General features: G+C 64.3%; 23 protein-coding genes. 17 read left to right on the plus strand and 6 right to left on the minus strand.

Annotation, left to right across the window (positions count from 1 at the left end; all coding sequences use genetic code 11):
* Window positions 1-50: 50 nt before the first annotated feature.
* Genes rsmB through RKP46_RS01320 form a run of 6 tightly spaced genes read left to right on the plus strand, consistent with a single transcriptional unit; the run spans window position 51 to window position 8,316 of the window.
* Window positions 51-1,370, plus strand: coding sequence for a 16S rRNA (cytosine(967)-C(5))-methyltransferase RsmB (rsmB, locus tag RKP46_RS01295; RefSeq protein ID WP_311104954.1), 1,320 nt, complete (start codon window positions 51-53; stop codon window positions 1,368-1,370).
* Window positions 1,345-1,971, plus strand: coding sequence for a DUF4390 domain-containing protein (locus RKP46_RS01300; RefSeq protein ID WP_311104955.1), 627 nt, complete (start codon window positions 1,345-1,347; stop codon window positions 1,969-1,971). Before rsmB ends, RKP46_RS01300 begins: the two co-directional genes overlap by 26 nt.
* Entirely contained in the window at window positions 1,968-4,124 is a 2,157-nt protein-coding gene (locus RKP46_RS01305) for an ATP-binding protein (protein WP_311104956.1), read from the plus strand. The genes RKP46_RS01300 and RKP46_RS01305 overlap by 4 nt, the downstream gene beginning before the upstream one ends.
* A 2-nt stretch (window positions 4,125-4,126) precedes the next feature.
* Window positions 4,127-5,383 (plus strand): response regulator, encoded by a 1,257-nt coding sequence (locus RKP46_RS01310; RefSeq protein WP_311104957.1) that lies wholly within the window; start codon window positions 4,127-4,129, stop codon window positions 5,381-5,383.
* A 35-nt stretch (window positions 5,384-5,418) separates the two neighbouring features.
* Window positions 5,419-6,849 (plus strand): Trk system potassium transporter TrkA, encoded by a 1,431-nt coding sequence (gene trkA, locus RKP46_RS01315; protein WP_311098348.1) that lies wholly within the window; start codon window positions 5,419-5,421, stop codon window positions 6,847-6,849.
* A 12-nt stretch (window positions 6,850-6,861) separates the two neighbouring features.
* Window positions 6,862-8,316 (plus strand): potassium transporter TrkG, encoded by a 1,455-nt coding sequence (locus tag RKP46_RS01320; protein ID WP_311104958.1) that lies wholly within the window; start codon window positions 6,862-6,864, stop codon window positions 8,314-8,316.
* A 19-nt stretch (window positions 8,317-8,335) separates the two neighbouring features.
* Here the strand turns inward: RKP46_RS01320 and RKP46_RS01325 are convergent, their stop codons facing one another.
* Both RKP46_RS01325 and RKP46_RS01330 read right to left on the minus strand, forming a co-directional pair.
* Window positions 8,336-8,959 carry a response regulator gene (locus RKP46_RS01325; RefSeq protein WP_311104959.1) on the minus strand — a complete coding sequence of 208 codons (624 nt, stop codon included), beginning with the start codon at window positions 8,957-8,959 and terminating at the stop codon, window positions 8,336-8,338.
* The gene (locus tag RKP46_RS01330) at window positions 8,949-10,532 is read right to left on the minus strand and encodes an ATP-binding protein (protein ID WP_311104960.1); all 1,584 of its coding nucleotides are present in this window, start codon (window positions 10,530-10,532) and stop codon (window positions 8,949-8,951) included. The genes RKP46_RS01325 and RKP46_RS01330 overlap by 11 nt, the downstream gene beginning before the upstream one ends.
* A gap of 271 nt (window positions 10,533-10,803) precedes the next feature.
* Here RKP46_RS01330 and RKP46_RS01335 point away from each other — a divergent pair, with 271 nt between their 5' ends.
* The 6 genes from RKP46_RS01335 to RKP46_RS01360 all read left to right on the plus strand — a co-directional run bounded on the left by RKP46_RS01335 (window position 10,804) and on the right by RKP46_RS01360 (window position 16,344).
* Window positions 10,804-11,679, plus strand: a complete 876-nt coding sequence (locus RKP46_RS01335) for a phosphate ABC transporter substrate-binding protein (protein ID WP_311104961.1) — start codon at window positions 10,804-10,806, stop codon at window positions 11,677-11,679.
* Between the two features lie 78 nt (window positions 11,680-11,757).
* Complete coding sequence (locus RKP46_RS01340; RefSeq protein WP_311104962.1) at window positions 11,758-12,819, plus strand: PhoU domain-containing protein; 1,062 nt, start codon at window positions 11,758-11,760, stop codon at window positions 12,817-12,819.
* A 1-nt stretch (window position 12,820) separates the two neighbouring features.
* A complete protein-coding gene (gene pstC / locus RKP46_RS01345) occupies window positions 12,821-13,768 on the plus strand; it encodes a phosphate ABC transporter permease subunit PstC (protein ID WP_311104963.1) in 948 nt (315 codons plus the stop codon).
* 3 nt (window positions 13,769-13,771) lie between these two features.
* Window positions 13,772-14,662, plus strand: coding sequence for a phosphate ABC transporter permease PstA (pstA, locus tag RKP46_RS01350; protein ID WP_300333170.1), 891 nt, complete (start codon window positions 13,772-13,774; stop codon window positions 14,660-14,662).
* Window positions 14,656-15,471, plus strand: coding sequence for an ATP-binding cassette domain-containing protein (locus tag RKP46_RS01355; RefSeq protein ID WP_311104964.1), 816 nt, complete (start codon window positions 14,656-14,658; stop codon window positions 15,469-15,471). Before pstA ends, RKP46_RS01355 begins: the two co-directional genes overlap by 7 nt.
* A gap of 57 nt (window positions 15,472-15,528) precedes the next feature.
* Window positions 15,529-16,344, plus strand: a complete 816-nt coding sequence (locus tag RKP46_RS01360) for a phosphate ABC transporter ATP-binding protein (protein WP_300333175.1) — start codon at window positions 15,529-15,531, stop codon at window positions 16,342-16,344.
* 54 nt (window positions 16,345-16,398) lie between these two features.
* Here the strand turns inward: RKP46_RS01360 and RKP46_RS01365 are convergent, their stop codons facing one another.
* From RKP46_RS01365 to RKP46_RS01380, 4 genes are all read right to left on the minus strand, one after another.
* Complete coding sequence (locus RKP46_RS01365) at window positions 16,399-16,845, minus strand: secondary thiamine-phosphate synthase enzyme YjbQ (protein ID WP_311104965.1); 447 nt, start codon at window positions 16,843-16,845, stop codon at window positions 16,399-16,401.
* Window positions 16,846-16,875: 30 nt separating this feature from the next.
* Complete coding sequence (locus RKP46_RS01370) at window positions 16,876-18,456, minus strand: hypothetical protein (protein WP_311104966.1); 1,581 nt, start codon at window positions 18,454-18,456, stop codon at window positions 16,876-16,878.
* Window positions 18,457-18,460: 4 nt separating this feature from the next.
* Entirely contained in the window at window positions 18,461-20,101 is a 1,641-nt protein-coding gene (gene rmuC, locus RKP46_RS01375; protein ID WP_311104967.1) for a DNA recombination protein RmuC, read from the minus strand.
* 85 nt (window positions 20,102-20,186) lie between these two features.
* On the minus strand, window positions 20,187-20,390 hold the full coding sequence (locus RKP46_RS01380) for a cold-shock protein (protein ID WP_300333183.1): 204 nt from the start codon (window positions 20,388-20,390) through the stop codon (window positions 20,187-20,189).
* 249 nt (window positions 20,391-20,639) lie between these two features.
* On the opposite strand from RKP46_RS01380, the gene clpS reads away from it, so the two are divergent.
* The 5 genes from clpS to RKP46_RS01405 all read left to right on the plus strand — a co-directional run bounded on the left by clpS (window position 20,640) and on the right by RKP46_RS01405 (window position 25,577).
* A complete protein-coding gene (gene clpS, locus RKP46_RS01385; RefSeq protein ID WP_311104968.1) occupies window positions 20,640-20,948 on the plus strand; it encodes an ATP-dependent Clp protease adapter ClpS in 309 nt (102 codons plus the stop codon).
* 2 nt (window positions 20,949-20,950) lie between these two features.
* The gene (clpA, locus tag RKP46_RS01390) at window positions 20,951-23,209 is read left to right on the plus strand and encodes an ATP-dependent Clp protease ATP-binding subunit ClpA (protein ID WP_311104969.1); all 2,259 of its coding nucleotides are present in this window, start codon (window positions 20,951-20,953) and stop codon (window positions 23,207-23,209) included.
* A gap of 88 nt (window positions 23,210-23,297) precedes the next feature.
* The gene (gene rraA / locus RKP46_RS01395; protein ID WP_311104970.1) at window positions 23,298-23,795 is read left to right on the plus strand and encodes a ribonuclease E activity regulator RraA; all 498 of its coding nucleotides are present in this window, start codon (window positions 23,298-23,300) and stop codon (window positions 23,793-23,795) included.
* Between the two features lie 14 nt (window positions 23,796-23,809).
* Window positions 23,810-24,331 carry an ankyrin repeat domain-containing protein gene (locus RKP46_RS01400; RefSeq protein WP_311104971.1) on the plus strand — a complete coding sequence of 174 codons (522 nt, stop codon included), beginning with the start codon at window positions 23,810-23,812 and terminating at the stop codon, window positions 24,329-24,331.
* Between the two features lie 88 nt (window positions 24,332-24,419).
* Entirely contained in the window at window positions 24,420-25,577 is a 1,158-nt protein-coding gene (locus RKP46_RS01405) for a hypothetical protein (protein ID WP_311104972.1), read from the plus strand.

A 25,577-nucleotide genomic window follows, 5' to 3' on the forward strand; every position in this document is an offset into this window, starting at 1 on the left:
TGTCTTCCACCCGATCTCTACCGTCGTCTCCCCGCGGCGCGCTGCGCGTAGTGAAGGTGGCGCGCCCGGCGGGGCGCTGCGCGGGGCCGGATGTCGCTGCCCGCCTGCCCCGCCTGGCGGTTGATTCGCTGGCCTACAGCTTCTGCCTGGCGGCGACGACGATTGCCGCGGTACGCTCCGGCGAGAGCCTTACGCAGGCGCTTGCCGGCCTCGCCGGCGAACCGTCCGGCGCGCGGGCTGCGGCTCAGGAAATCGCCTACGGAACCTTGCGCTGTCACGGTCGCGGCGATTTCATTCTGGCTCGTCTGCTGCAACGCGCGTTGCCGCATGCGCAAACCGAGGCACTCTTGCTCGCTGCGATCTATCGCCTGCAGACGCGCCCCGAGGCGGAACACACGGTCGTCGATCAGGCGGTCGCCGCTGCCGGCGAAATGGTCGGCGGCGCATTCCGCGGCCTGGTCAATGGCGTCCTGCGCAACTACCTGCGCCGCCGCGACGAACTGCACGCGGCCCTCGCCGAGGATGAACCAGCAGCCTGTCAGCATCCCCGCTGGTGGCTCGACCGCCTGCGCCAGGCCTACCCGCAGCGCTGGCGCGAGATCGTTGCGATCAACAATGGCCAGCCGCCGATGAGCCTGCGGGTTAACCGGCGGCGCAGCACGCCAACGGCGTATCGCGAACTGCTGCGGGCCGCCGGTCTATCGGCGCGCCAGATCGGCAGTCATGCGCTGATCCTGGCGCGCGCCGTTCCGGTCGAGGCCCTGCCCGGATTTGCCGAGGGTCTGGTGACGATCCAGGATATCGGCGCACAGCGCGCCGCCGAGCTGATCGCACCGATCGCCGGCGAACGCATCCTCGATGCCTGTGCGGCCCCGGGCGGCAAGGCGACCCACCTGCTCGAAGCGGCCGACCTCGACCTGCTCGCCCTGGACATCGACGAAGTCAGAACTCGGCGCATTGCGCAGAACCTCGATCGTCTGGGACTCTCCGCTACGGTGCTGACTGGCGATTGTCTCTCACCCGCGACCTGGTGGGATGGCCGCCCGTTCGACGCCATCCTGGCCGACGTGCCGTGCTCGGCTTCCGGCGTTGTGCGCCGCCATCCGGACATCAAGCTGTTGCGGCGCGCCTCCGACCTCCGACTTTTCGCCCACCGGCAGGCGGCCATCCTCGACCGCCTGTGGCCGTTGTTGAAGGCAGGCGGGCGTTTGCTATACACCACGTGTTCGCTTTTTCCCGAAGAGAATGGAGCGCAGATCGACGCTTTTCTGGTGCGCCAGCCGGGCGCGCGAAGACTCTGCGAAGAGCTGCTCCTGCCGTGCGATGAACATGACGGTTTCTACCATGCGCTGCTGCAGAAATCGGCTTAGAGCGCTGCTCGTCGGTCTGCTCCTGTCGTTTGCCCCTTTCCTCGCCTGGGCGGCCGACATTTCGGTACGCCATCCGCAGCTTGCGATCAGCGACGAGGGTTACGTCCTGGCAGCCGATTTCAACCTCAGTCTGAACCCCCGTCTGGAGGATGCGGTAGCGCGCGGCGTTGCGCTCTACTTTGTCGTCGAATTTGAACTGAGCCGTTCGCGCTGGTATTGGCTCGACGAGCAAGTAGCTGCGCGAACGCAGTCCTTCCAGCTTTCGTATCACGCACTGACCCGTCAGTACCGCTTGTCCAGCGGCGCCCTGCACCAGAGTTTTCCATCGCTTGACGACGCCTTGCGCATCCTCGCCCGGCTGCGCAACTGGCAGGTGGTCGAAAAGGGCGGCCTGCGTGCCGACCAGACTTACTTCGCGTCCTTGCGCATGCGCCTCGACCTGACGCAGATGCCGAAGACGTTTCAGGTCAGCGCGCTGGCCAATCGCGACTGGAACCTGTCCGCCGAGTGGGCGCGTTGGCAATTTACCGCCGGCGACCTGCCCGTCGCTGGCGCCTCCGGTGGATCCGTCGCTTCGCCGGCGGGTGGCGACGGGCGATGAAGAGCCTGATCGTCGCGGCAGCATCGTTCGGCGGCATCCTGCTCTTCCTGCTCGCCTCGGCGAGCGCCAACACTGCGCTGTTCGCCCGTCACTATCCCTGGCTGCTGGCGCTCAACTCGATCGTCGCGCTTTCGCTGCTGGCGCTGATTGGCTGGCAATTGCTTGCGCTGTGGCGCGAACACCGGAGCAAGGTCTTCGGCTCACGCCTGAAGCTGCGCCTGATGCTGATGTTCGGTCTGATGGCTGTCCTGCCTGGGGTCCTGATCTACGCGGTATCGGTGCAGTTCGTCACCAAGAGCATCGATACCTGGTTCGACGTGCGTATCGAGAAAGCGCTCGAAGCCGGGCTCAACCTCGGGCGCAGCGTGCTCGACTCGCTGCTCGCCGATCTGACGAGCAAAGCGCAGGCGATGGCGCTCGAACTCGGCGAGCGCAGCGACGCACAACGACGACTCGAACTCAATCGCCTGCGCGAGCAGGCCGGCATCCAGTCGGCCGCACTCTTTTCGATCAAAGGCGCTCTGCTCGTTACGGCGACCGGCGATCTGGCGACGCTGGTGCCGTCGCAGCCGACGACCGAGCTTCTCCGCCGCGTTCTCCTCGAGCGCCGGGTCTCGCTGATCGAGAGCAACGGCGACAAGGATCTCACGCTGCGCGCCCTGGTTGCCGTCACCCCGCATGGGCTGGGTGCCGAGACGCGCGTTCTGCAGCTCATGGACCCGGTGCCGGCCAGCCTGGCGGTCAATGCCGAGAGCGTGCAGACGGTCTATGCCGACTACCAGGAACTGTCGCTCGGGCGCGAGGGCCTGACCCGGATCTACGCGATGACGCTGACGCTGACCGTTCTCCTCGCCCTGTTCACCGCCATCGCGCTGGCCTTTGTTCTGGCGCGCCGCCTGTCGGCGCCGTTGTCGATCCTTGCCGCCGGAACGCAGGCGGTCGCTGCCGGTGATTACACACCGCGCCAGGCGATCTACAGCCGCGACGAACTCGGCGTGCTTACCCGCTCGTTCAAACAGATGACCAGCCAGCTCGACGAGGCCCGGCGCGACAACGAGCGTCACCGCGCCGAGCTGGAGTCGGCGCGCGCCTACCTCGAATCGATCCTGGCCAATCTGTCGGCGGGAGTGCTGGTCTTCGACCGGCGCTTCGTTCTGCGCACGGTCAACGAAGGCGCTTTGACCATCCTGCGCGACGACTTCGACGGCCTGCTCGGTCACGCGGCCGAAGTCTGGCCGCGCCAGCAGGCACTCGGTGAGGTCATTCGCCGGGCCTTTGCCGACCCCGAGCGCAACGAGTGGCAGGAGCAGATCGAACTCGAGCATCCTGGTGAGCTGCCGCAGATCCTCCTCCTGCGCGGTACCCAGCTCCCCGCCGGATCGCACGGCGGCTATGTCGTGGTCTTCGACGACGTGACCCGACTGATTGCCGCGCAGCGCAGCGCCGCCTGGGGCGAGGTGGCAAGGCGGCTGGCGCACGAAATCAAGAACCCGCTGACGCCGATCCAGCTTTCCGCCGAGCGCCTGCAGATGAAACTGGCCGATCACCTGAGCAAGAGCGACGCCGAGATGCTCTGGCGCGCCACGCAGACGATCATCACGCAGGTACAGGCGATGAAACACATGGTCAACGATTTCAGCGACTATGCCCGCCTGCCGACTCCCAAGCTGATGCCGGTGGATCTCAACGCCCTGATCAGGGAAGTGCTGGGTCTCTACGAAACTTCGCGCGCGCAAGTCAGGTTGAAGCTTGCCGGCAAGCTGCCGCCGGTGCTCGGCGACGCGACGCAGCTTCGTCAGATCATCCACAATCTGCTGCGCAACGCCGAGGACGCGCAGGAAGCGGTGGACTCGCCGACGATCACGATTGCCACCCGCCAGGTGGATGCAATGAGCGAGATGAGCGTCGCCGACGAAGGACCGGGTTTCCCACCCGAGATTCTCGCCCGCGTCTGCGAACCCTATGTAACGACCAAGGCGCGCGGCACCGGTCTTGGTCTGGCGATCGTCAAGAAAATCGTCGACGAGCATCACGGTCGGATCAGAATCAACAACCTGCAGCCGACCGGCGCGGAAGTCAGCGTCGTCCTGCCGTTGGCGGTACCGGCGAACTCCAAGCGCGAGCAGAGCAACAAACTTCCTTCCGGGGCATGACCATGGCGCAGATACTGATCGTCGACGACGAAGTAGGAATCCGTGAACTTCTGTCCGAAATTCTCGCTGATGAAGGGCATTCCATCTGGCTGGCAGAAAACGCTGCGACGGCGCGCCGACTACGCGCCGACAAGCGGCCCGACCTCGTCCTGCTCGACATCTGGATGCCGGATACCGACGGCATTTCGCTGCTCAAGGAATGGTCGGCAAACGGCCAGTTGACGATGCCGGTGGTGATGATGTCCGGACACGGCACGATCGATTCGGCGGTCGAAGCGACACGCATTGGCGCCACCGATTTTCTCGAGAAACCGATTGCCTTGCAGAAGCTGCTGGCGACCGTGAAGAAGGCCTTGAAGCACGAGGCGGTCCTCCAGAAGAAGCCCCTGACGCTCGACGCCTTCGCGCGCTCACCTCTCCTGAAAGACCTCAAGCGGCGGCTTGAGCAGGCTGCCGCGAAGACCTCGGTCCTTCTCTTGAAGAGCACTTCCGGCGGGATCGCCGAGATCTGTGCGCGCACGCTGCAGTCGCACCGGACGCCCTGGCTCGATCTCTCGAATCTGAGCTCGCCGCTGACGCAGGAGATGCTGCACAACAGCAGCGGTGGAATTGTCTTCGTCGCCGACCTCGCCCAGTCTGGCAAGCTGCAACAGATGAACCTGGTCTTTGCCCTGGAGCGCCTTGAGCGACACAGTCTGCAGATGATCGCGGCGTCTTCACGTTCGCCGACGGCGCTCATCGAAAGCGGTTGGGATCCGGTGCTGGTCAATCGGCTGGCCGAAGTCTGGGTGACGCTACCGCAGCTTTCGGGGCACGCCGACGACGTTCCGGAGATCGCCACGATGTTGCTGGCGCATCTCGCCGAACGTGGCGAAGTTCCCCTCCGACATCTGTCGAGCGGTGCGCTGAATCTTCTCCGCCTGCACCGTTGGCAGGGCGAGTGGGCCGAACTGCTCAGCGTCGTGAAAAACCTGGCGCTTTCTGCGCTCGAAGAGGAAATCACCAGCGAAGACGTACAACGCGTGCTGCATCGCGAAGCCGATGACGCTGGCTCGCCGCTCGCCGCCACGTTCTTCGAACAGCCTCTGCGCGACGCACGCGAAGGCTTCGAGCGCCTCTACTTTGAGTACCACTTGCGCAGCGAGCGCGGTAACATGACGCGTTTGGCCGAAAAAACCGGATTGGAACGGACGCATCTTTATCGCAAGCTGCGGCAGCTCGGCTTGAACATCGGTCGGCGTAGCGACGAGCGCGACTGACCGGCCGTCATCAGTTCCACAGGGGGAGCCAGGAAATGCGCATCGTCATTCTCGGCGCTGGCCAGGTTGGTGCCAGCGTTGCCGAAAGTCTTTCGTCCGAGAACAACGACATTACCGTCGTTGACAACAACCACGATCGCCTGGCCAACCTGCAGGACAGGCTCGACCTGCGGACAGTGATCGGCAACGCCGCCTATCCCTCGGTTCTTGCCAGCGCCGGCCTGGAAGACGCCGACCTGCTGATTGCCGTGACGCAAAGCGACCAGACCAATCTGGTCGCCTGCAAGGTCGCGCAGAGCGTATTCAACGTTCCGGCGCGCATCGCCCGTCTGCGCGCGCACGACTTTCTGGACAGCGAAACGCTGCTTTCGCCGGCGAATTTTGCTGTCGACTACGCGCTTTGCCCGGAGCAGGTCATTACCGAATACATCACGCGGCTGATCGATTTTCCCGAAGCGCTGCAGGTGCTCAGCTTCGGCGCCGGGCGGCTGGTGCTCGTCGCGGTGCGCGCGTTTGCCGGCGGTTTGCTCGTCGGCAGTCCGATACGCGAGATGCGCAACCATCTGTCGCCGGAGGTTGACGGAAGGATCGCCGCGATTTATCGGCGCGACCGCGCAATCACACCCACCGGCGACACGATGATCGAAGACGGCGACGAAGTCTTCGTGCTGGCCGCCGAGGAGCACATCCGCCCGGTGATGCGCGAGCTGCGCGGTTCGGTCGAACCGGTTCGCCGGGTGATGATCGCCGGTGGCGGGAACATCGGTCTGCGCGTCGCGCAGTCGCTGGAGAACAAGTGCGAGGTCAAGGTGATCGAGATCGACCGGCGGCGCTCGGAACTGGTCGCCACCTCATTGCAGTCGGTGCTGGTCCTGCATGGCGACGCCACTGACGAGGACCTGCTGCAACAGGAGGCCATCGACGAGATGGACCTGTTCCTCGCCCTGACCAACGACGACGAAGACAACATCATGGCGGCGTCGCTGGCCAAGCGGATGGCGTGCAAGCGCGTCGTCGCGCTGATCAATCGGCGAGCCTACGCCGAACTCGTCCAGGGTGGGCCGATCGACATCGCGATTTCCCCGGCGCAGGTATCGATCGGCCGCCTGCTGACCTATGTCCGGCATGGCGACGTGGCGCAGGTGCACAGCCTGCGGCGCGGCGCGGCCGAGGCGCTCGAAGTCGTTGCGCACGGTGATCGCAAGAACTCGAAGGTGGTTGGTCGACGGGTCAGCGAACTGCCGACGATCCCGGGCGCATTCATCGCCGCGATCGTGCGTGACCTCGACAAGAGCCGCGATGTCGGCTTCCTCGGTCTGGCCAAGAAGAAGGTCGCGGGACGCGTGCTGATCGCGCACAGCGATGTCGTCATCGAGACCGACGATCACGTCATCGTCTTCTGTCTGGACAAGAAGGTCGTCAAACAGGTGGAGAAGCTGTTTGCCGTCGGCTTCCACTTCTTCTGAGTCAAGGCTGCCATGAAACGCTACTATCCGGTCATCCGGGTTCTCTCTCTGGTCATCTTCATGTTTGGCCTGACGATGCTCGTCCCCTGGGCGCTTTCCTGGGCATTGCACGACGGTGCCGAAAGCGCTTTCGACGAAGCCGTCCTGCTCACCCTGGGCAGCGGTCTCGGCCTCTGGTACGCAACCCGGCGCGAAAAGCGCGACCTGACGATCCGCGACGGTTTCCTGATGGTCGCACTGGTGTGGACGGTGCTGCCGGTGTATGCCTCGCTGCCGCTGATCATCCAACTCAATGCGAGCTTTACCGACGCGTATTTCGAGGCGGTGTCGGGCTTGACGACGACCGGCGCAACGGTTTTCGAGGGACTCGACAAGCTGCCGGTCTCGCTCAACTTCTGGCGCACTCAACTGGTCTGGCTGGGCGGCATGGGTCTGATCGTTCTCGCCGTCGCCGTCCTCCCCTTGCTCGGCATCGGCGGCCGCCAGATGTTCAAGGCGGAAACCCCCGGACCGATGAAGGATTCCAAGATGACGCCGCGCATTGCCGAGACGGCGAAAGGGCTGTGGGTCGTCTATACGCTGATCTCGATTGCCTGCGTGCTGGGCTACCAATGGGCCGGGATGACCTGGCTCGACGCGATCATGCACATGTTCGCGACCATGGGACTGGGTGGCTTCTCCAGCCACGACGCGAGTTTCGGCTACTTCGACTCGCCGGCGATCGAGGCGGTCAGCATCGCCTTCATGCTGATCGCCGGCTGCAACTTCGCGACGCATTACATCGCGCTCTCCGGGCGCTCGCTGCGGCCGTACGCCAGCGATCCGGAAGCCGGCATGTTCATCCTGGTGACGGTCGGCAGCGTCATCGGAATTGCCATCTATCTCGACGTGCACGCGGTCTACCCGACCTTCGTCGAAGCCTTGCGCTTTTCCGCGTTCAACGTCGTGTCGATCGCGACGACGACCGGCTTTGCCAACACCGACTACGCCCTGTGGCCGTTTTTCGCACCGCTCTGGATGCTCTTTCTGTGCAGCTTCGCGACCAGCGCCGGTTCCACCGGCGGCGGCATCAAGATGATCCGGGCGATCGTCCTCTACAAGCAGGTCTACCGCGAACTGCTGCGCGCGATGCACCCCAACGCTGTCCATCCGATACGAATCGGCAAGGAAGTCGTTCCCCCGAACATTCTCTTCGCCGTGCTCGCCTTCGGCTTCGTCTATATGGTCTGCATCGTCTCGATGACGCTGCTCCTGTCGTTTTCCGGACTGGAGATCATTACCGCGCTTTCGGCGGTCATCGCCAGCATCAACAATACCGGACCGGGCTTGGGCCAGGTCGGGCCGGCGACCAATTTCGCCGTGCTCACCGATTTCCAGACCTGGGTGTGTACCGCCGCGATGCTCCTCGGCCGCCTCGAGATCTTCACCCTGCTCGTCGTCCTGACTCCGGCGTTCTGGCGCAGGTAGCGTGGCCGGCGTGTGCGACTCAGCCGGCCGCCTGCCCGCTCACCTGCAGACTCAGCCGCACCAGATCGGCAATGCTGCCCACCTGCAACTTGGCCAGCAGGCGGGCCTTGTGCACTTCCACCGTGCGCGGACTGATATCGAGCGCCTGCGCGATCTCCCGGTTGTGCCGGCCGGCGACGACCAGGGCCATCACTTCGCGCTCGCGCGGCGTCAGGCCTGCGAGGAGGGCAGCGGCACTGGCGTGGCGATCGTGGTCGTCGCGCCGCTGGTGCTGGCGGGCGAACGCTTCCGCGATCGCCGCCAGCAGGCGGTCGTGATCGATCGGCTTTTCGAGAAAATCGACCGCGTCGCTGCGAAAGGCCTGGCGCGCCGATTCGACGTCGCCATGGCCGGTCATCACGATCACCGGCAACAGGCAGCCACTTTCGGCCAAGCGCTTCTGCAGGCTGAGTCCGTCCATTCCAGGCATGCGGATGTCGAGCAGCAGGCAGCCGTACCAGTCCGCCCGGCGCGCCGCCAGGAAGCTCTCGGCGTCGGCAAACAGCGTCACGGCAAGACCCTGCAGACCAAGCAATAGGCCGAGCGCATCGCGTACGGACTGATCGTCCTCGACGATAAACACCGTATTGGTACTAGGCGGCATGCGCGCTGCCCTCCTCGACGGGAAGAAGCAGCCTGAACACGCCGCGATCGCCCACCTCAGCCCACAGGCTGCCGCCGTGCGCCTCGACGATTGCGCGGCTGATCGCCAGTCCGAGGCCGAGCCCGCTCGCCTTGGATGAATGAAACGCTTCGAACAGATGTTCCACCATTTCCTCCGAAACGCCGGGTCCGCTGTCTTCGACCGTGATACAGACGCGTCCGGCGCTATCGTGTTCTGCTGAAACGCGTACCTGCCGCGCCGCCAGCGGTCGTTCGGCGGTTGCCTCCAAGGCGTTGGCCAGCAGGTTGCGCAGTACCACTTCCAACTGCAGGCGATCGGCCCACAGCGCACAGGCAGGCGTCGCAAGCAGCCGGAGCTCGACGCCCTGCTGCCTGGCCTGTGTCGAAAAACGAGTGACTGCCGAGGCAAGCAATTCGCGCAGCCCGATGCGTTCGAGCCGGGTCGTCCCGGTACGAAAGAAATCGCGCAGTCGGCTGACCACATCGGCCGCGCGCTGCGATTCGGCAACCACGCGATCGATCACGTCGAACAGCCTTTGGCCGTTCTCCCCCTGGGCGAGCAACTGCTGGCAAGCGCGCGTGTAGGCGAGCAGCGCGGTCAGCGGCTGGTGCAGTTCGTGCGACAAGGCCCCGGCCATTTCGCCGGCCGCGGCCAGGCGCAGCGTCTGCTGCAGTTCGGCGCTCAAGCGCTGCTTCTCGTCGACGACAATGCCGATGAAGTAACCCGCCAGCGCGAGAACGAGCACCAGGACTTCCAGTTCGAACTGGATGAACCAGGAGAAGCCGAGCAGGCGCGAGGCGAGGACGATGCCTACCTGCGTCAGGCCGACGGTCAGCACGGCACCGGCCAGCCCTTGCCGGGCGGCGGCCCAGGCGATCGGCAGGAAGAGCACCGGGAAGTACTTGAACTCGGTCATCTCGCCGGCGACGAAGGTGAAGGAGAGGGCGCCGCCGGTAGTCAGCAGACTGAGCGATTCGCGGCCAAGCAGCAGGCGGCGCAAGCGCGCTCGACCGCGCGTGTCGAGCAGCATGGCGAGCAGCGGCATCGAGATCAGGACGCCCACTACGTCACCGAGCAGGTGGGGCAGCAGCGCCTTGCTTGCCGCTGCGAGTGGCAGATATCCGCCGAGAGTCAGGCCGGCGACGAACAAGAGACCGTTGATGAGGGTACCGACGACGGCGATCATCACCCAGTCGATCAGACCCCGACGATCGACGAAGAAGCCCTTGCTGCCCAATCGGCGCCGAAGAATGTGTGCGGTCAGCCAGTATCCGGCAGTCAGTTGGAGCGCCAGGCCGACGGCAAGCAGCCCGGGCAGCGCAAGCTCGCGCGTCCAGGCGTCGGCGGCGAGAATCGCCAGGGCCAGTGGTGGCGCGGCCTGCTTGCCGTGGCGAACCAGGAAAAGCAGGCCCAATGCCGGGGCCGGACTCCATGGCGTGACATCGAGTCCGTGCAGGAAGTGGATGTGGCTTGCCCAGTCGAGCGCGAGATAGCCGAAAACGAGCAGAAAAGCGTCGCGCCAACCGAGAGGCCGAATCGCTGATCTTGGCACAGTGAGCCCTGGCGAGTTGATCGAGCGCCTATTGTGCCTGCCCGGCAAGGCTTTGGGTATGCGGAGAAAGACGTAAGGTAATCCCTTACGTCGGCCCTGCGATGCGCGTCATCGCGCGCTTCGCGCAGCCCGCCGGCGTCTTTCGCGGGTGTGCGTATCGCTTACGTTGTTGCCCGAATTTTCAGCGCTGCCGGAAGCTGCCATGATCGTCCCGCATGTCACCACCAGACGAATCAGACGACGACCGATTACCCACCCGGAGAGACCAGAGATGACCCTTCATCCGAAGCTGCGCAAGATTGTTGTCCTCACGCTCGGCGCGCTCGCCACGACCAGCGCGTCCGCCAGAACCGAGATCCAGAACAAGGGTTCGGACACTCTGGTCAACGCGGCACAATCCCTCGCCGAACAGTACGGCAAGCTGAATCCCAAGGTGGCCGTGGCCGTTTCCGGCGGCGGTTCCGGCACCGGCATTGCCGCGATGATCAATGGCACGGTCGACATCGCCAACTCCAGCCGCAAGATGTCGGAGAAGGAGATCAAGGAAGCGCAGGCCAAGGGACGGCAACCGGTCGAGCACATCATCGGTTATGACGCCCTGGCCATTTTCGTGCACAAGAACTTCCCCGGCAACTCGATCACGCTGAGCGATCTGGCACGCATCTATGGGCGCGACGGTGGGGCCGGCAAGTGGAGTGACCTGGGGATCACGATACCCGGGTGCAAAGGCGACATCGTCGTCGTCAGCCGACAGAACAACTCCGGTACCTACGCCTACTTCCGTGAGGCGGTGCTCGGCGAGAAGGGCAAGTTCCGCCAGGGCACGCTCGACATGCACGGCTCGAAGGACGTCGCCGACCTGGTCGAGAAGACGCCTTGCGCGATTGGCTACAGCGGGCTGGCCTACGTCACCGACCACATGAAGGCGCTCTGCGTCGCCTCGGCGGCCGGCAAGCCCTGCATCAAACCGACCGAACAGACCGCTTTCGACGGCACGTATCCGATCGCCCGTCCCCTCTTCATGTACACCAATGGCGAACCAGCCGGCGAGGTCAAGAAGTACCTGGACTGGATCAAGAGCAATACCGGTCAGTGCATCATCGAGAAGGAAGGCTACGCACCGATCAAGAAGACCACTTGCAAGTAGTCCCCTGGCCGGCGGCTGCCGGCCGTCCACTCCTGTCCGCGGCAAGCCCGAGTTTCTGCGCCTGAGGAAAAAGTCGCAATGAGTCATTACGAAGAACGTATCGAGAAAGACCTGTCGAAGATCCGCCAGCAACTGGCCTTGCTTGCCAGCCAGGTGGCAAGCGCACTGACCGACGCGGTGCATGCCTTGCTCGCCGACGACGACCCGCTGGCCTACGCAACCATCCTCGCCGACAACCGGGTCAACGCGGTAAGCAACGAGCTCGACCGGATGTGCAACGCGTTCATCGGCGTGCACCTGCCGAGTGGTGGGCACCTGCGCCTGATGTCGGCGGTCATTCACGCCAATGTCGCGCTCGAGCGGGTCGGCGACTACGCGGTCACCATCTGTCGCGAAGCCGTCCGCCTGGCCCGCCCGCAGGGAACGATGGCGCGTGAGATCGAGCTGATGGCGGGTGAATCGCGCCAGATGCTGCAGCAGGCCGTCACCGCGTTCGTCGAGGGCAACGCCGATCAGGCGAGGGCGACGATGAACATCGCCGATCAGGTCGAAAGAACCTTCGACATGGCCTTCGTCGATCTGCTCGCCGCGCGCGACGACTTCAAGGTCCAGGATCTATTCGCCTACCTGACCGTATTCAATTCGCTGGAAAGGGTTTCCGATCAGGCGAAAAACATCTGCGAGGACGCAGTCTATGCGGTGACCGGCGAGGGCCGCGGCCCCAAGTTCCATCGTATCCTCTTTCTGGATGAGGATAACAGCCTGCTCGGCCCGCTCGCCGAAGCGATCGCGCGCAAGAACTTTGCCCAGTTTGGCGAGTACCACAGCCGCGGGCGTCGCGCCGGGGTGTGTACGCCACACACCTTGGCCGCCTTGCAGGAAGTGGGCATAGACCTCGCCCGCCACCAGCCGCAGGCGCTGGGCCGCCATCATCAGGAGCTCGCCAGCTACCAGCTCATCGTCAGCCTGCAGGGGCCGGTGAGTTCGTACGTCGAGCAGATTCCCTTCCATACGGTGGCGCTCGAGTGGCGGCTCGCGCAGAGTCCCGGCGAGGACGCCGACCTGCGACCGCTGACGCGCGAAGTCTCGGCGCTGGTCAACCGGCTGATGGCGACGCTGCGCGGCGAGGAGAGCGACTGACATGACGACTCGCTCACCGACGCTGGCGCACCGTGCTGCTGCCCGTCCCCTCGCCGGCTTCGATCGCCGCGACGCGGACTGGTACATCGACAAACTGGTTGCCGCCGTCGTCTTCGTCTGCGGCATATCGGCCATCCTTTTCGTCCTGGGCATCTTCTTCTTCGTCACCAAGGAAGGCATCGGCTTCATCTTTACCAAGCTGGATTTCCGCGAGTTCTTTCTTACCCCGTACTGGTCGCCGAGCGACGCCGAGGATCCGGAGTACGGCATCCTGGCGCTGATCGCCGGCACGGCCAGCGTCACCGGGCTGGCCATGCTCGTCGCCGTACCCTTCTCGCTCGGCGCGGCGATCTTTATCGCCGAGTTCGCCAGCGGCAAGACACGCGAGGCCTTGAAGGTGCTCGTCGAACTCCTCGCCGCCATCCCGTCGGTGGTCTGGGGTTTCATCGGCCTGGTCATCATGAATCCGCTGCTGATCAAGTGGTTCGATATCCCGGTCGGTCTCTGTGTGCTCAACGCCGGAATCATTCTCGGCCTGATGGCGGCGCCGATCATGACCTCGATCGCCGAGGATGCGCTCAAGGCTGTTCCCGACCGCTACCGCGAGGCGGCCGAGGCAATGGGCGCGACACGTTGGCAGGTGGTCTACAAGGTCGTCCTGCCGGCGGCCAGGAACGGTCTGCTGGGCGGCGTCCTGCTCGGTGTCGGTCGCGGCTTTGGCGAAACGATGGCCGTCCTGATGGCCACCGGTCACGCGGTCAACATCCCGGACAGTCTGTTCGATTCGGTGCGCGCGCTGACCGCGACGATCGCCGCCGAGCTGGGTGAAGCCGTCGTCGGCGGCGAGCACTATCAGGTGCTGTTCACGATTGGAATCTTTCTCTTCCTGATCACCTTCATCATCAACCTGAGCGCCGATCTGATCGTGCGCGGCATACGCAAGGGCTAAGCCATGACCACTGCCAACCCAGCGCTCTTTCAGGCGAGCGACCTGAACCAGCGCAACGCCCGCGTCCAGCAGCGCTTCCGGCTGCTCTTCGGGCTCATGACGCTGCTTCTCATCACGCCCGTCCTGCTCATCCTCGCGACACTGCTCGTCAAGGGGGGCGGCGCGATCTCCTGGGAGTTCCTATTTACCGCGCCGACCGACGGCATGCGCAGCGGCGGCCTGTTCCCGGCGCTGCTCGGCACTGTCTGGCTGGTCACCGTCGCCCTCCTGCTCTCGGTGCCCATCGGCGTTTTCGCGGCCATCTACCTGAGCGAGTACGCCGGCGACAACTGGTTCACGCGGATCATCAACCTGGCGATCATCAACCTGGCTGGTGTCCCGTCGATCGTTCACGCGCTTTTCGGCCTCGGCGCCTTCGTCCTCTTCTTCAAGTTCGGCACCAGCATCCTGGCCGCCAGCCTGACGCTGGCGGTGATGACGATGCCGGTGGTCATCGTCGCCACGCGCGAGTCGCTGCAGGCTGTCCCGCCCGCCTTCCGCGAGGCTTGCTGGAATATGGGAGCGACACGCTGGCAGACGATCCGCCGCGTCGTTCTGCCCAACTCGATCACCGGCATACTCACCGGCGTCATCCTAGAAGTGTCGCGCACCGCCGGCGAAACCGCGCCGATCATGTTCACCGGTGCCGTCTTCTTCACGCCCTTCCTGCCGCACAGCGTCCTTGACCAGACGATGGCGCTCTCGCTTCACCTGTTCGTCGTGGCCACGCAGGTTCCCGGGATTGCCGAAGAGCTTCCCTTCGGCGTCGCCCTGGTCCTCATCGGGCTCGTTCTGACCATGAACAGCGTTTCGATCGCATTCCGCATGTGGCTGAGGGGGAAAAAGAAATGGTAGAACTCGCGGGGCCGGCAGCGGCCACCGACGGCGCCCTGGCGGCGGTTGCCAGAGCGCCGAACAAGCTCGAAGTGAACGACCTGACGATCCGCTACGGCAGCACGGTGGCGCTGCGCAAGGTCAAGCTGTCGATCCGTGAGCACGAGATCTTCGGCATCATCGGCCCGGCCAACGCCGGCAAGACCTCGTTCCTCAAGGCGATCAACCGCATGGACGTGTTTACCACGGGGATGCAGGTCGACGGCGAGATCCGTTTCAATGGTCTGGACACCCGCCACCTGAAGAACGTCTACGCGCTGCGCAGCCGGATCGGGGTCGTCTTTCCGCTGCCGGTCGGTCTGCCGATGACCGTATACGACAACGTTGCCCTTTCGCCTCGCCTGCGCGGCATCCGCGAGAAGGCCGAGCTCGACGTGATCGTCCAGCGCTGCCTGACGCGCGCGGCGCTCTGGGACGAGGTGAAAGATCGCCTGCACGCACTCGGCAGCCTGCTCTCGGGCGGTCAGCAACAGCGCCTGACGATCGCCCGCGCGCTCTCGCAGGAGCCCGATCTGCTGATGCTCGACGAGTTCTCGATTGCTGTCGATCCGGTAACGACGATGCGCATCGAGGACGTTCTGAAGGATTTGCGTCGGGAAGTGACGATCATCCTGGTCACCAACCTGGTGCAGCAGGCGCGCCGCCTGGGCGATCGCACGGCGTTCTTCCTCGCTGGCGAGTGCGTCGAAATCGGCATCACCGAAGATCTCTTCACCGGCGAGGTAAAGGACCAGCGTACCCGCGACTATGTCGAGGGGCGCTTTGGCTAGCCAACCCACACCGCCCGCCACCGCGCACGGCATTGCTCCGCAAGGACCCGATCGACGATGAACACTGAACCGAATGCTGCCCTGCTGCAGCCCCTTCCCTCGCATGGCCGCCATGCTATCGCCAGCGAAAAGCTTAACCTGTGGTACGGCACCTTTCAGGCGCTGTACGACGTTGATCTGCGCATCCGGGAAGGCCTGATCACCTCGATGATCGGCCCTTCCGGTTGCGGCAAGAGCACCTTCCTGCGCAGCGTCAACCGGATCAACGAGCGCCTGGGCTACGTGCGCATCGAAGGCAGCGTGCACGTAATGAACGAAAACATCTACGCTCCGCAGGTCGAACTCGTGCAGGTTCGCAAGCAGGTCGGCATGGTCTTCCAGCGACCGAATCCCCTGCCCATTTCGATTCGCGACAACATCCTCTTCAGCCACCGATTGCACGCCAAGGGCGGCGGAGACGTGGTGCAGGGAACGGCGGACGAAATCGTCGAGCAGTCGCTGCGCCAGGTCCTTCTCTGGGATCAGGTGAAGGACCGCCTGCGGCGCAGGGCGACCGAGCTTTCGCTGGAGGAACAGCAGAAGCTGTGCATTGCTCGCCTGCTGCCGGTGAAGCCGAAAATCCTCCTGATGGACGAGCCCTGCTCGGCGCTCGACCCCAAGGGCACCGAGGCGGTCGAGGAGCTGCTCTGGGAACTGCGCGGCGAGTATACGATCCTGATCGTCACGCACAACATGGCGCAGGCACGGCGGGCCAGCGAGGAGTGCGTATTCATGCTGATGGGCCGGGTGGTCGAGCACGCGCCCACCGAACAGGTCTTCGTTACCCCGCAGCATCGGGAGACCGCCGACTACATCGAAGGGCGTTACGGTTAGGCAGGGCTCGTCCAGCGCTTCCGCCCGGCGCACTCGGGCTGTTGCCGGGCCGGCTTACGCCTGCGCGCGATCCGCCGGTGGCAGCGGGCGATCGCCGACGATGCTGACCAGTACCCGGCGGTCGTGCCGTGGACCGTCGAACTCGCAGAAGAAGATGTTCTGCCAGCGCGACAGGCCGAGGCGTCCATCGATCAGCGGGATGGTCACCGACGGACCGACCAGCCCCGCCTTGAGATGAGCGTCGCCGTTGCCGTCCTGCTGATCGTGCCGCCAGACGCCGCGCGGAATCAGCTTGGCAAGCAGATCGACGACATCGGTCTGCACCGATTCATCCCAGTTTTCCTGGATCATCATCGCCGCCGTGGCGCCCTGCGCATAGACGCAAACGAGACCGTCGACGACGCCGCTGGCGCGTACGGCGGCGCGCACCTGGTCGCTCAGGTCGATCAGCTCCTCACGCCGACGGGTGGCTAATTCGAGTCGATGGTGCGTCGTGTTCATCGCTTCCTCCGCGCCTGTGGGTCCGCCGGGCTAGCGCCGCAGGTAGGCGAGCGCGCTCGGCAAGGTGACATTGTTGCCGAAAGCGTCTTCGCCATAGCCGTGTCGGGCGAGCAGGTCGAGGTCAGCCAGGACGCGCCGGTCGCCGATGAAAGTTACCGTCAGATCGGTCCTGATGTCGAGCTGGCCGGTCGCCTGCAGGTGGGCGATCTCGGCCGTTGCATTCTCCAGCACGCCGCCCGCGCGCTGACCAATCCCGGGCGAAAACTGCAGCGGCTGACGGTAGAGCACGACCCTTCCCTCGCCGGCCAGTTGCTGAATCACTGTGCGCACGGCATCGGCCGTGTCCGCCGGCTTGCTCGCCTCGCCGGGAGGGCGAACGCGGGCGATCTCCCCGGCCAGCCAGCGGCGCTTGCCGGCGTTGATCGTCTCGTTGGCGCGAAAGAGCTCAAAAGGCGAAGCGGCATCGAAGCGTGTACCGCCAAGATCCATCACGACCTCGCTTCCGTAGTGCGCGACGATACGCGCGACAAGATTGGACGGACGCACATGGAAGCCACGGTAGGTCGGTACCGGCACCTGCAGCTCGGCCAACTCGGCGTAGCGGCGCAGGATGTCCCGGCAGATGCTTTGCCCGCCCGCCAGGTAGTCGCTGGCGAAGGCCAGCGCGTAGCCGAACAGCGTCGCCATGATCAGTTCGGGATCGACGAGCGGGGCTTGCCTTGCCGCTGCTTCGCGGCAAGGCGGGCCGATGTGCCGCTCGTAGTAATGGGCGAGGTCGGTGGCGAGGTCGAGCAGGTGGTAGACGACCGTCGCGTGGCCGCGCAGGATCGGCAGTTCGGCGTCGGAGGTCTCGATTCCCGTCGCTGCGACGTGCGTGTCGTAGAGCGACTGCAGACTGTGGAAGCGGAAGGTGAGCTGACGCAGGCGCTCCTCGCTGACCGGGTCGGGGAAACAACTGCCGTACTCCGCCGGTGCAAGTTGCGCGGCACTGCTCAGCCAGTCGGCCTCGGCCGCCAGATTGAGGAACTCGGTGGCCAGATGGGTGACCGTGCTCGCCGGATCGCCGCCCGTACGCTCGGCGCAGGTGCGCGCCAGCCGACCAGGTGGCAGGCGTTCCGCAAAGTCCGTCAGCAGCGACGCGTTTTCGTCCGGCGCCATGCCGAGTTGCCGCGCTTCGTCGAGCAGGCGGGCGGCGATCCAGGCAATCGCCGCGCTCACCAGCCGTAGCCGCTCGTCGCTCGCCGCAGCAAAATCGCTGTGCACCTGCAGCAGGCGGTAGGCTGGCAGACGCCGTCGAATGTAGGCCAGCACCTCGCCGATGCGAGCCATGTTCTTCAGCGCCGCGATCAGCGAACGAAAGCGGCTCCATTGGCGATTCTGGCACGCCCCGTACTCGTCCAGCAGCGCCTCGATCTGTCTCGACTCCAGCAGCAGTCGGCCGATCAGCGGGCGCGTCAGCATCGGTTCGGCCGGCTGCGTGTTCGTCAGTCCGTCGGCGAGCTCGAGCAGCGGCCGGCCGATCCGGCCGATCAGACCGGCAAACTCCCGGTCGGAGATCGGCGTTTCCTCCGATCGTTCGGTCTCCCGCACGAGCGCGTTCAAGTCGTTCATCCTTTCATGCTGGTGTCGTTGCCGCTTCGTCGTCGTCGGGCGTTGGCAGATTTTCGAGTTCGAGTGCCGCGCGCGCCACCAGTTGCTCCGGCAAGGCGGCCTGCACCGAAACGCCCAGCCGCTCGAAGTCCTTTGCCTGACTGATCAGATTGCCCTTGCCGGTGACCAGTTGGCCCATCGCCTTCTGGTACGAATCCTTGGCCTTGTCGAGCTGGCTGCCGACTGCTTCCATGCTGGCCAGGAATCCGGTCAGCTTGCGGTAGACCTTGCCGGCCCGGTCGGCCAGTTCGGCCGTATGCGCATTCTGTTCCTCGAAACGCCATAGCTGGCGCACGATGTTCAGGCTGGTGAGCAGCGTCGTCGGTGTAGCCACCAGCACGTTGCGTTCGATCGCCTTCTGGAAAAGGCTTTCATCCCCGCGCAGCGCATCGACGAAAGCAGATTCTATCGGAACGAACATGAAAACCATTTCCGGCGTGTTCAGTCCGGGCAGATCGAAGTAGGTCCGCTGTGCCAGTTCCTCGATGCGGCTGGCTATGGCGTCGATATGCTCGCGCAAAGCGCGTTGACGCTCGTTTTCCTCATCCGCATTGACGTAGCGGGTATAGGCGTTCAGCGAAACCTTGGCGTCGATCACCAGGTGCTTGCCCTGCGGCAGATAGACGACGACGTCCGGGCGCCTGCGGCCGGTTTCGGTCGCAAAACTCAGCTCGCGCCGGAAGTCCCTGCCTTCGCGCAGACCCGAACGTTCGAGCACGTTGCCGAGGACAAGTTCGCCCCAGTTGCCCTGCTTCTTCGCCTGTCCTTTGAGCGCCGTGGCCAGGCCGTGTGCTTCCTCGGTGATCTGGCGGTTGAGGTCCTTCAATTGCGCCAGCTCGGCGCGCAGTGTGGCTCTCTGCTCTGTATCCTGGCTGTGAATCTCCTCTACCTTGGCCTTGAATTCGCTCAGGCGCTCCTTCAGCGGGTCCAGGATCTGCCCGAGGTTGCTCTGATTCTGTTCGGCGAAGCGCCTTGCCTTCTCTTCCAGGATATCGTTGGCGAGCGCCTTGAACTGATTCGAAAGTTCGTCCCGGGCCGCGACGAGCAGGGCAAGCTTTTCTTCCGCCTGACTACGCTCGGCGGCCAGGCGGGTATTCAGTTCGGCCAACGCCGTGCTCAGTTCGCTGACCCGGGTTTCCGCCTGGCCGCGTAGTGCGTGCTCGCTCTGCCAGTCGTCGCGCAGGCGGGCGAGCGTCTCGCGCTCGGCCTTCAGCTCGGCGCTCAGGCGCCCGTTCAGTTCGCGCAACTCACCAGCGTGCAGTTGCGCTGCCGCCAGCCCTTCCTCGACTCCGGCCAGCCTGCTCTCCAGCCCCGGAATCCGGCTGGCGCGTTCGGTCAGCATGGCCAGATCGTCACGCGCCAGGTCGAGCGAATTTCGCCAGTCGGCAGCCTGAGCGCTCACTGCCGCGTGCGCCGCGGTCAGCCGGGCAAGCTCCGCCTCGCTGGCCCGTGCCCGCTCGCTGGCCGTGGCCAAGTCTATCGTCACTTCGGCCCGACCCTGTTCGGCGGCCGCGGCAATGCGTCCGTGCAAGAGAAGCCAGGCGATCACGATGCCGAGGGCAAGACCGGTGGCGGCGCTGATCAGGTAAAGGTATTGGCTGTCCATGAGTCTGAGCTATCGGTCGCCTGCGCCCATCTGCGGGCAAAAAAAACCCGCCAAAGGCGGGTCCCTGATTGCGTGCCTGAGAGGTTCAGGCGCGTGAGATATTCGAAGCTTGCTTGCCCTTCGGGCCCTGCGTCACGTCGAAGGAAACCTTTTCGCCCTCTTTGAGGGTCTTGAATCCACCCATGGCGATCGCGGAGAAATGCGCAAAGAGATCTTCGCTGCCATCATCTGGGGTGATGAAGCCGAAGCCCTTGGCGTCATTAAACCACTTCACTGTACCTGTTGCCATATTACTACTTCCTTGAAAAAAGACTGAACCCGGGCGGTGCCCGACATGCATGCTTTCAATCCGGAGGCGTTTGCTGCCGAAATTCACGCTCGGTGAAGGGGCCACGGGCGCCACGATCAAAAACATACGGTCTTTGTACGCTAAGTGAGGGTAATGCGTCAAGCTTTTTTGCGCTCTGCGCCCGGCGCGCAGGCGCGAGGGACAAGAAAGCGGTATTGCGCATCCGCCAGGACTGGTTAGAATTAGCTCATGGCAACGAAGCATCAGGACGGCTCCCTACTCGAAGCAAAACGTACAAGACTGACGCCACCTCCCCTCTACCGGGTCGTGCTGCTGAATGACGATTTCACCCCGATGGACTTTGTCGTCACGGTTCTGCAAAGGTTCTTTGCCATGAACCGCGAACAGGCGACGCGAATCATGCTCAAAGTACACACCGAGGGGCGGGGGGTATGCGGAACGTATCCACGTGATGTCGCAGCGACGAAAGTCGAGCAGGTCACGGCCTTCGCACGGAGCAACCAGCATCCGCTGGCGTGCGTCATGGAGGAGAACTGAAAATGATTGCGCAAGAACTTGAAGTCAGCCTGCACATGGCCTTCGTCGAGGCGCGGCAGAAGCGGCATGAGTTCATCACGGTCGAACATCTCCTGCTTGCCCTGCTCGACAATCCGTCGGCGGCGGAAGCCATCCGTGCCTGTGGCGCCAGCATCGACCAGTTGCGCAAGGATCTCGTTCGTTTCGTCGGCGAGCACACGCCGACGGTGGCCGGTGACGACGACATCGACACGCAGCCGACGCTCGGTTTTCAGCGCGTCATTCAGCGCGCCATCCTGCACGTGCAGTCTTCCGGCCGCAAGGAGGTCAACGGGGCGAACGTGCTGGTCGCGATCTTCGGCGAAAAGGATTCGCACGCGGTCTATTATCTGCAGAAGCAGGGGGTGACCCGCCTTGACGTGGTCAACTTCATTTCGCACGGGATCAGCAAGGTACCGCAGAACGCACCGCGCAACGAACAGGAGGTCGAAAGCGAGGCCGAGCAGCCGGGTTCGGCCGGTCCGCTCGAAACCTATACGATCAACCTCAACGCGCTCGCCCTGCAGGGGAAGATCGACCCCCTGATCGGGCGCGATCAGGAACTCGAGCGCGTAATCCAGACGCTCTGTCGGCGGCGCAAGAACAATCCCTTGCTGGTCGGCGAAGCGGGTGTCGGCAAGACGGCGATTGCCGAAGGACTGGCGCGTCGCATCGTCGAATGCGAGATCCCCGAGATTCTCGCCAAGGCCAACGTCTACTGCCTCGACATGGGCTCGCTGCTCGCCGGAACCAAATACCGCGGCGACTTCGAGCAGCGCCTGAAAGCCGTCCTCAAGCAGCTCACCGAAAATCCCCAGGCGATCCTGTTCATCGACGAGATTCACACGCTGATCGGCGCCGGTTCGGCTTCCGGCGGCACGCTCGACGCGTCCAATCTGCTCAAGCCAGCGCTGTCGACCGGCCAGTTGAAGTGTATCGGCGCGACCACTTACAACGAGTATCGCGGCATCTTCGAAAAGGACCACGCGCTGTCGCGCCGTTTTCAGAAGATCGACGTCAACGAGCCGTCGAGTGCCGAGGCGATTGAAATCCTGCGTGGACTGAAATCGCGCTTCGAGACGCACCACGGGATCAAGTACTCGAACGCCGCGCTGGCCTCGGCCGTCGAGCTCTCGGTGCGCTTCATCACCGACCGCCACCTGCCCGACAAGGCGATCGACGTCATCGACGAGGCGGGCGCCGCGCAGCGCATCCTGCCCAAGTCGAAGCAGAAGAAGCTGATTGGCAAGATCGATATCGAAGAAATCGTCGCCAAGATCGCGCGCATCCCGTCGACGCACGTCTCGAGCGATGACCGCAACAATCTGCGCAACCTTGAGCGCGACTTGCGTGCGGTGGTTTTTGGCCAGGATGCGGCGATCGACGCTTTGGCCAGGGCGATCAAGATGGCGCGCTCCGGCCTTGGCAACCCGACCCGACCGATCGGCTGCTTCCTGTTTTCCGGCCCGACCGGCGTCGGCAAGACGGAAGTCGCCAAACAGCTCGCGTACTGCCTGGGCAACGAACTGGTGCGGTTCGACATGTCGGAGTACATGGAACGGCATGCGGTTTCCCGTCTGATCGGTGCCCCGCCGGGCTACGTCGGTTTCGACCAGGGCGGGCTGCTCACCGAGGCGATCACCAAGAAGCCGTACAGCGTCCTTCTGCTCGACGAAATCGAAAAGGCGCATCCGGACATCTACAACATCCTGCTGCAGGTGATGGATCACGGCACGCTTACCGACAACAATGGGCGCAAGGCCGATTTCCGCAACGTGATCATCATCATGACGACGAATGCCGGACAGGACGCCATCCAGCGTGCAACGATGGGCTTCGCCGTGACCCGCCAGGCGGGCGACGAAATGGCCGAGATCAAGCGCATCTTCAGCCCCGAATTCCGCAATCGACTGGACGCGACGATCTCCTTCCGCGCGCTCGACCACGAGGTCATCCTGCGCGTCGTAGACAAGTTCCTGATGCAGCTTGAAGCCCAACTGCACGAAAAGAAGGTCGAGGCCGTGTTTACGCCCCAGCTCAAGGAACATCTGGCGGCGCGTGGCTTCGACCCCTTGCTCGGCGCGAGACCGATGGCCAGGCTGATCCAGGATACGATCCGCGCTTCGCTCGCCGACGAACTGCTGTTCGGGCGCCTGGCCAACGGCGGACACGTGACCGTGACGCTCGGCGAGGACAACATGGTCAAGCTGATCTTCGAAGAGCAGGCGGAGGTGATCAGTTGAACGCGTTTGCCATTCCGTTTGCGCACGGTGAACCCGCCTGCTGCGCTGCGTCGCCTCATCGATGGACATTCCGGCAGGAGGAAGCGAGATGACTTTCAAGACCCCTGACCTGCTCGACGAGCACGAAGACAAGCTGGCGGCCGGCAGCGTCCGCGTCGTCGCCCCGATGTTCCGCTCGTATGGCGGCCGGCGCTCGTTCGCCGGGCGGATCGTCACGCTCAAACTGTTCGAGGACAACTCCCTGGTGCGCGAGGCGCTGGCCGAGAATGGCCAGGGCAAGGTACTGGTGATCGACGGCGGCGGTTCGCTGCGCTGCGCGCTGGTGGGCGATCAGCTGGCGCTGCTGGCGCACAAGAACGCGTGGGAAGGAATCGTCGTCTATGGCTGCATTCGCGATTCCGACGACATCGGCGGCATCGATCTTGGCGTCTTCGCACTCGCCACGCATCCCTTGAAAAGCATCAAGAAGGGCGTTGGCGAACGCAATCTGGCGCTGAGTTTCGGCGGCGTCGTCTTCCGGCCTGACGACTGGCTCTACGCTGACGCCGATGGCGTGATCGTCAGCGCTGCCCGGCTGGCGGTTTAGCAGGAGGATCGCTGGTGAACGCTGGCATCGAACTGCTGCGGGCCATTCGTAGTGGCCGTCTGGGCGATGTTCGCCGCGTGCTCGACGCCGGCGCGCCGGTCGAACTCGACGATGGGCGGGGCGACCCCGGTTTGCCGCTCGGCGTCGCGTGTTTCATGGGTTACGTCGATATCGTCCGCGAACTGGTCAGCCGCGGTGCGCGCGTCAATGTGGGAAACAACTCGCAGCCGACTTCTCCGCTCTCAATGGCCATCCGCGGCAACCGAACCGATGTCGTCAAGGCATTGATCGAATTGGGCGCGGTCGTACCGCCCGGAATGAAGACCGGGCTGAGCGAACAGGACTTGATGATCGCTCGCTGGCGCGGCCAGCAGTACGGCTCGGTGGCGGGCACGACGACCAGTCCGAGCGCGACGGACGCCGATCAGCCGGTTTTCGAGGAAATCGAAATGCCTCGCTGTTACGGTACCGACACTGCTGTGCTCGACGCGGACATGGTGCGCGCGGCACGCGAGATGGACAAGAAGCACCGCTAGCGACGGCTGCTCCGTGCTGCTGGCGGCGCCGACCGCCGCTGGGTGGGTGCTCGCGGCAAGCTGCCGGCGTATCGCGCTGGAGGCCTTGATGAGGAAAACCACGTTTCTGGCTGGCACGCTGTTCGCCCTCGCGTGCGCCGTGCCCGCTCTTGCTGCCACGCTGCGCGTCGGGCCGGCTGAGGAGATCCGGACGCTGAGCGAAGCGGCCATGCGCGCGCAAGACGGCGACACGGTCGAAGTCGTCGCCGGCGAGTATCGCGGCGATGTTGCCGTGTGGAAGCAGAAGCGCATCACGATTCGCGGCGTCGGCGGGCGGCCGCGTCTCCTGGCCATGGGCTTTGCCGCCGAGAACAAGGCGATATTCGTCGTGCGCGGTGAGCAGGCGCACATCGAGAACATCGAGTTCGTCGGCACCCGCGTGCCGGACCGCAATGGTGCCGGAATCAGGCTCGAGGCCGGCGCGCTGGTCGTCGTCGATTGTCGTTTCATCGACAATGAAAACGGCATTCTGACCGCCAACGACGAACGGATATCGCTGACCGTGCGCGGCAGCGAGTTCGGCCACAATGGAGCGGGAGACGGGCAAAGTCACAACCTCTACGCTGGTGCCATCGGACTGCTCGAGGTGCGCGGCAGCTACTTCCACCACGCACGCGTCGGACACCTGCTCAAGTCGCGCGCGAAAGAAAGCCGGATCTACTACAACCGCCTGACCGACGAGACGGGCGGCCAGGCGAGCTATGAACTCGAATTCCCCTCCGGCGGCCGCGCGATCGTCGTCGGCAACCTGATCCAGCAGGCCGGTTCGAGCGAGAACTCGACGATCGTCAGCATCGGTGCCGAAGGCCCACGCTGGCCGGTCAACCGGCTGTTTCTCGCGCACAACACGCTGGTCAACGACCGGCCGCAAGGCGTCCGCACGCTCGACTTGCGCAAAGGCGTGAGCGGCGTATTGATCAACAACCTGCTGCTCGGACCCGGCATGACGCTGGATTCAGTCGAGGCCATCCGCCGCGGCAACGCAAGCGGCACTTCGGCCGACCTCGCTGCATCCCGCGGTGATGAGCTCTATCACCTGCGTGAAGGCTCGCCGCTGCGCGGCGCGGCGGCGCCGGCCGGTCGTATCGACGAGGTCGAGCTCACACCGGATGCCGAATACGTGCATCCGCTGCAGACGCGGACGATTGCCCCGGACGTATGGTCGCCCGGCGCCTACCAGACCACGCCTGGCGCACGGACCAGATAG

The organism is Accumulibacter sp. (assembly GCF_031732815.1).
Taxonomy (GTDB): domain Bacteria; phylum Pseudomonadota; class Gammaproteobacteria; order Burkholderiales; family Rhodocyclaceae; genus Accumulibacter.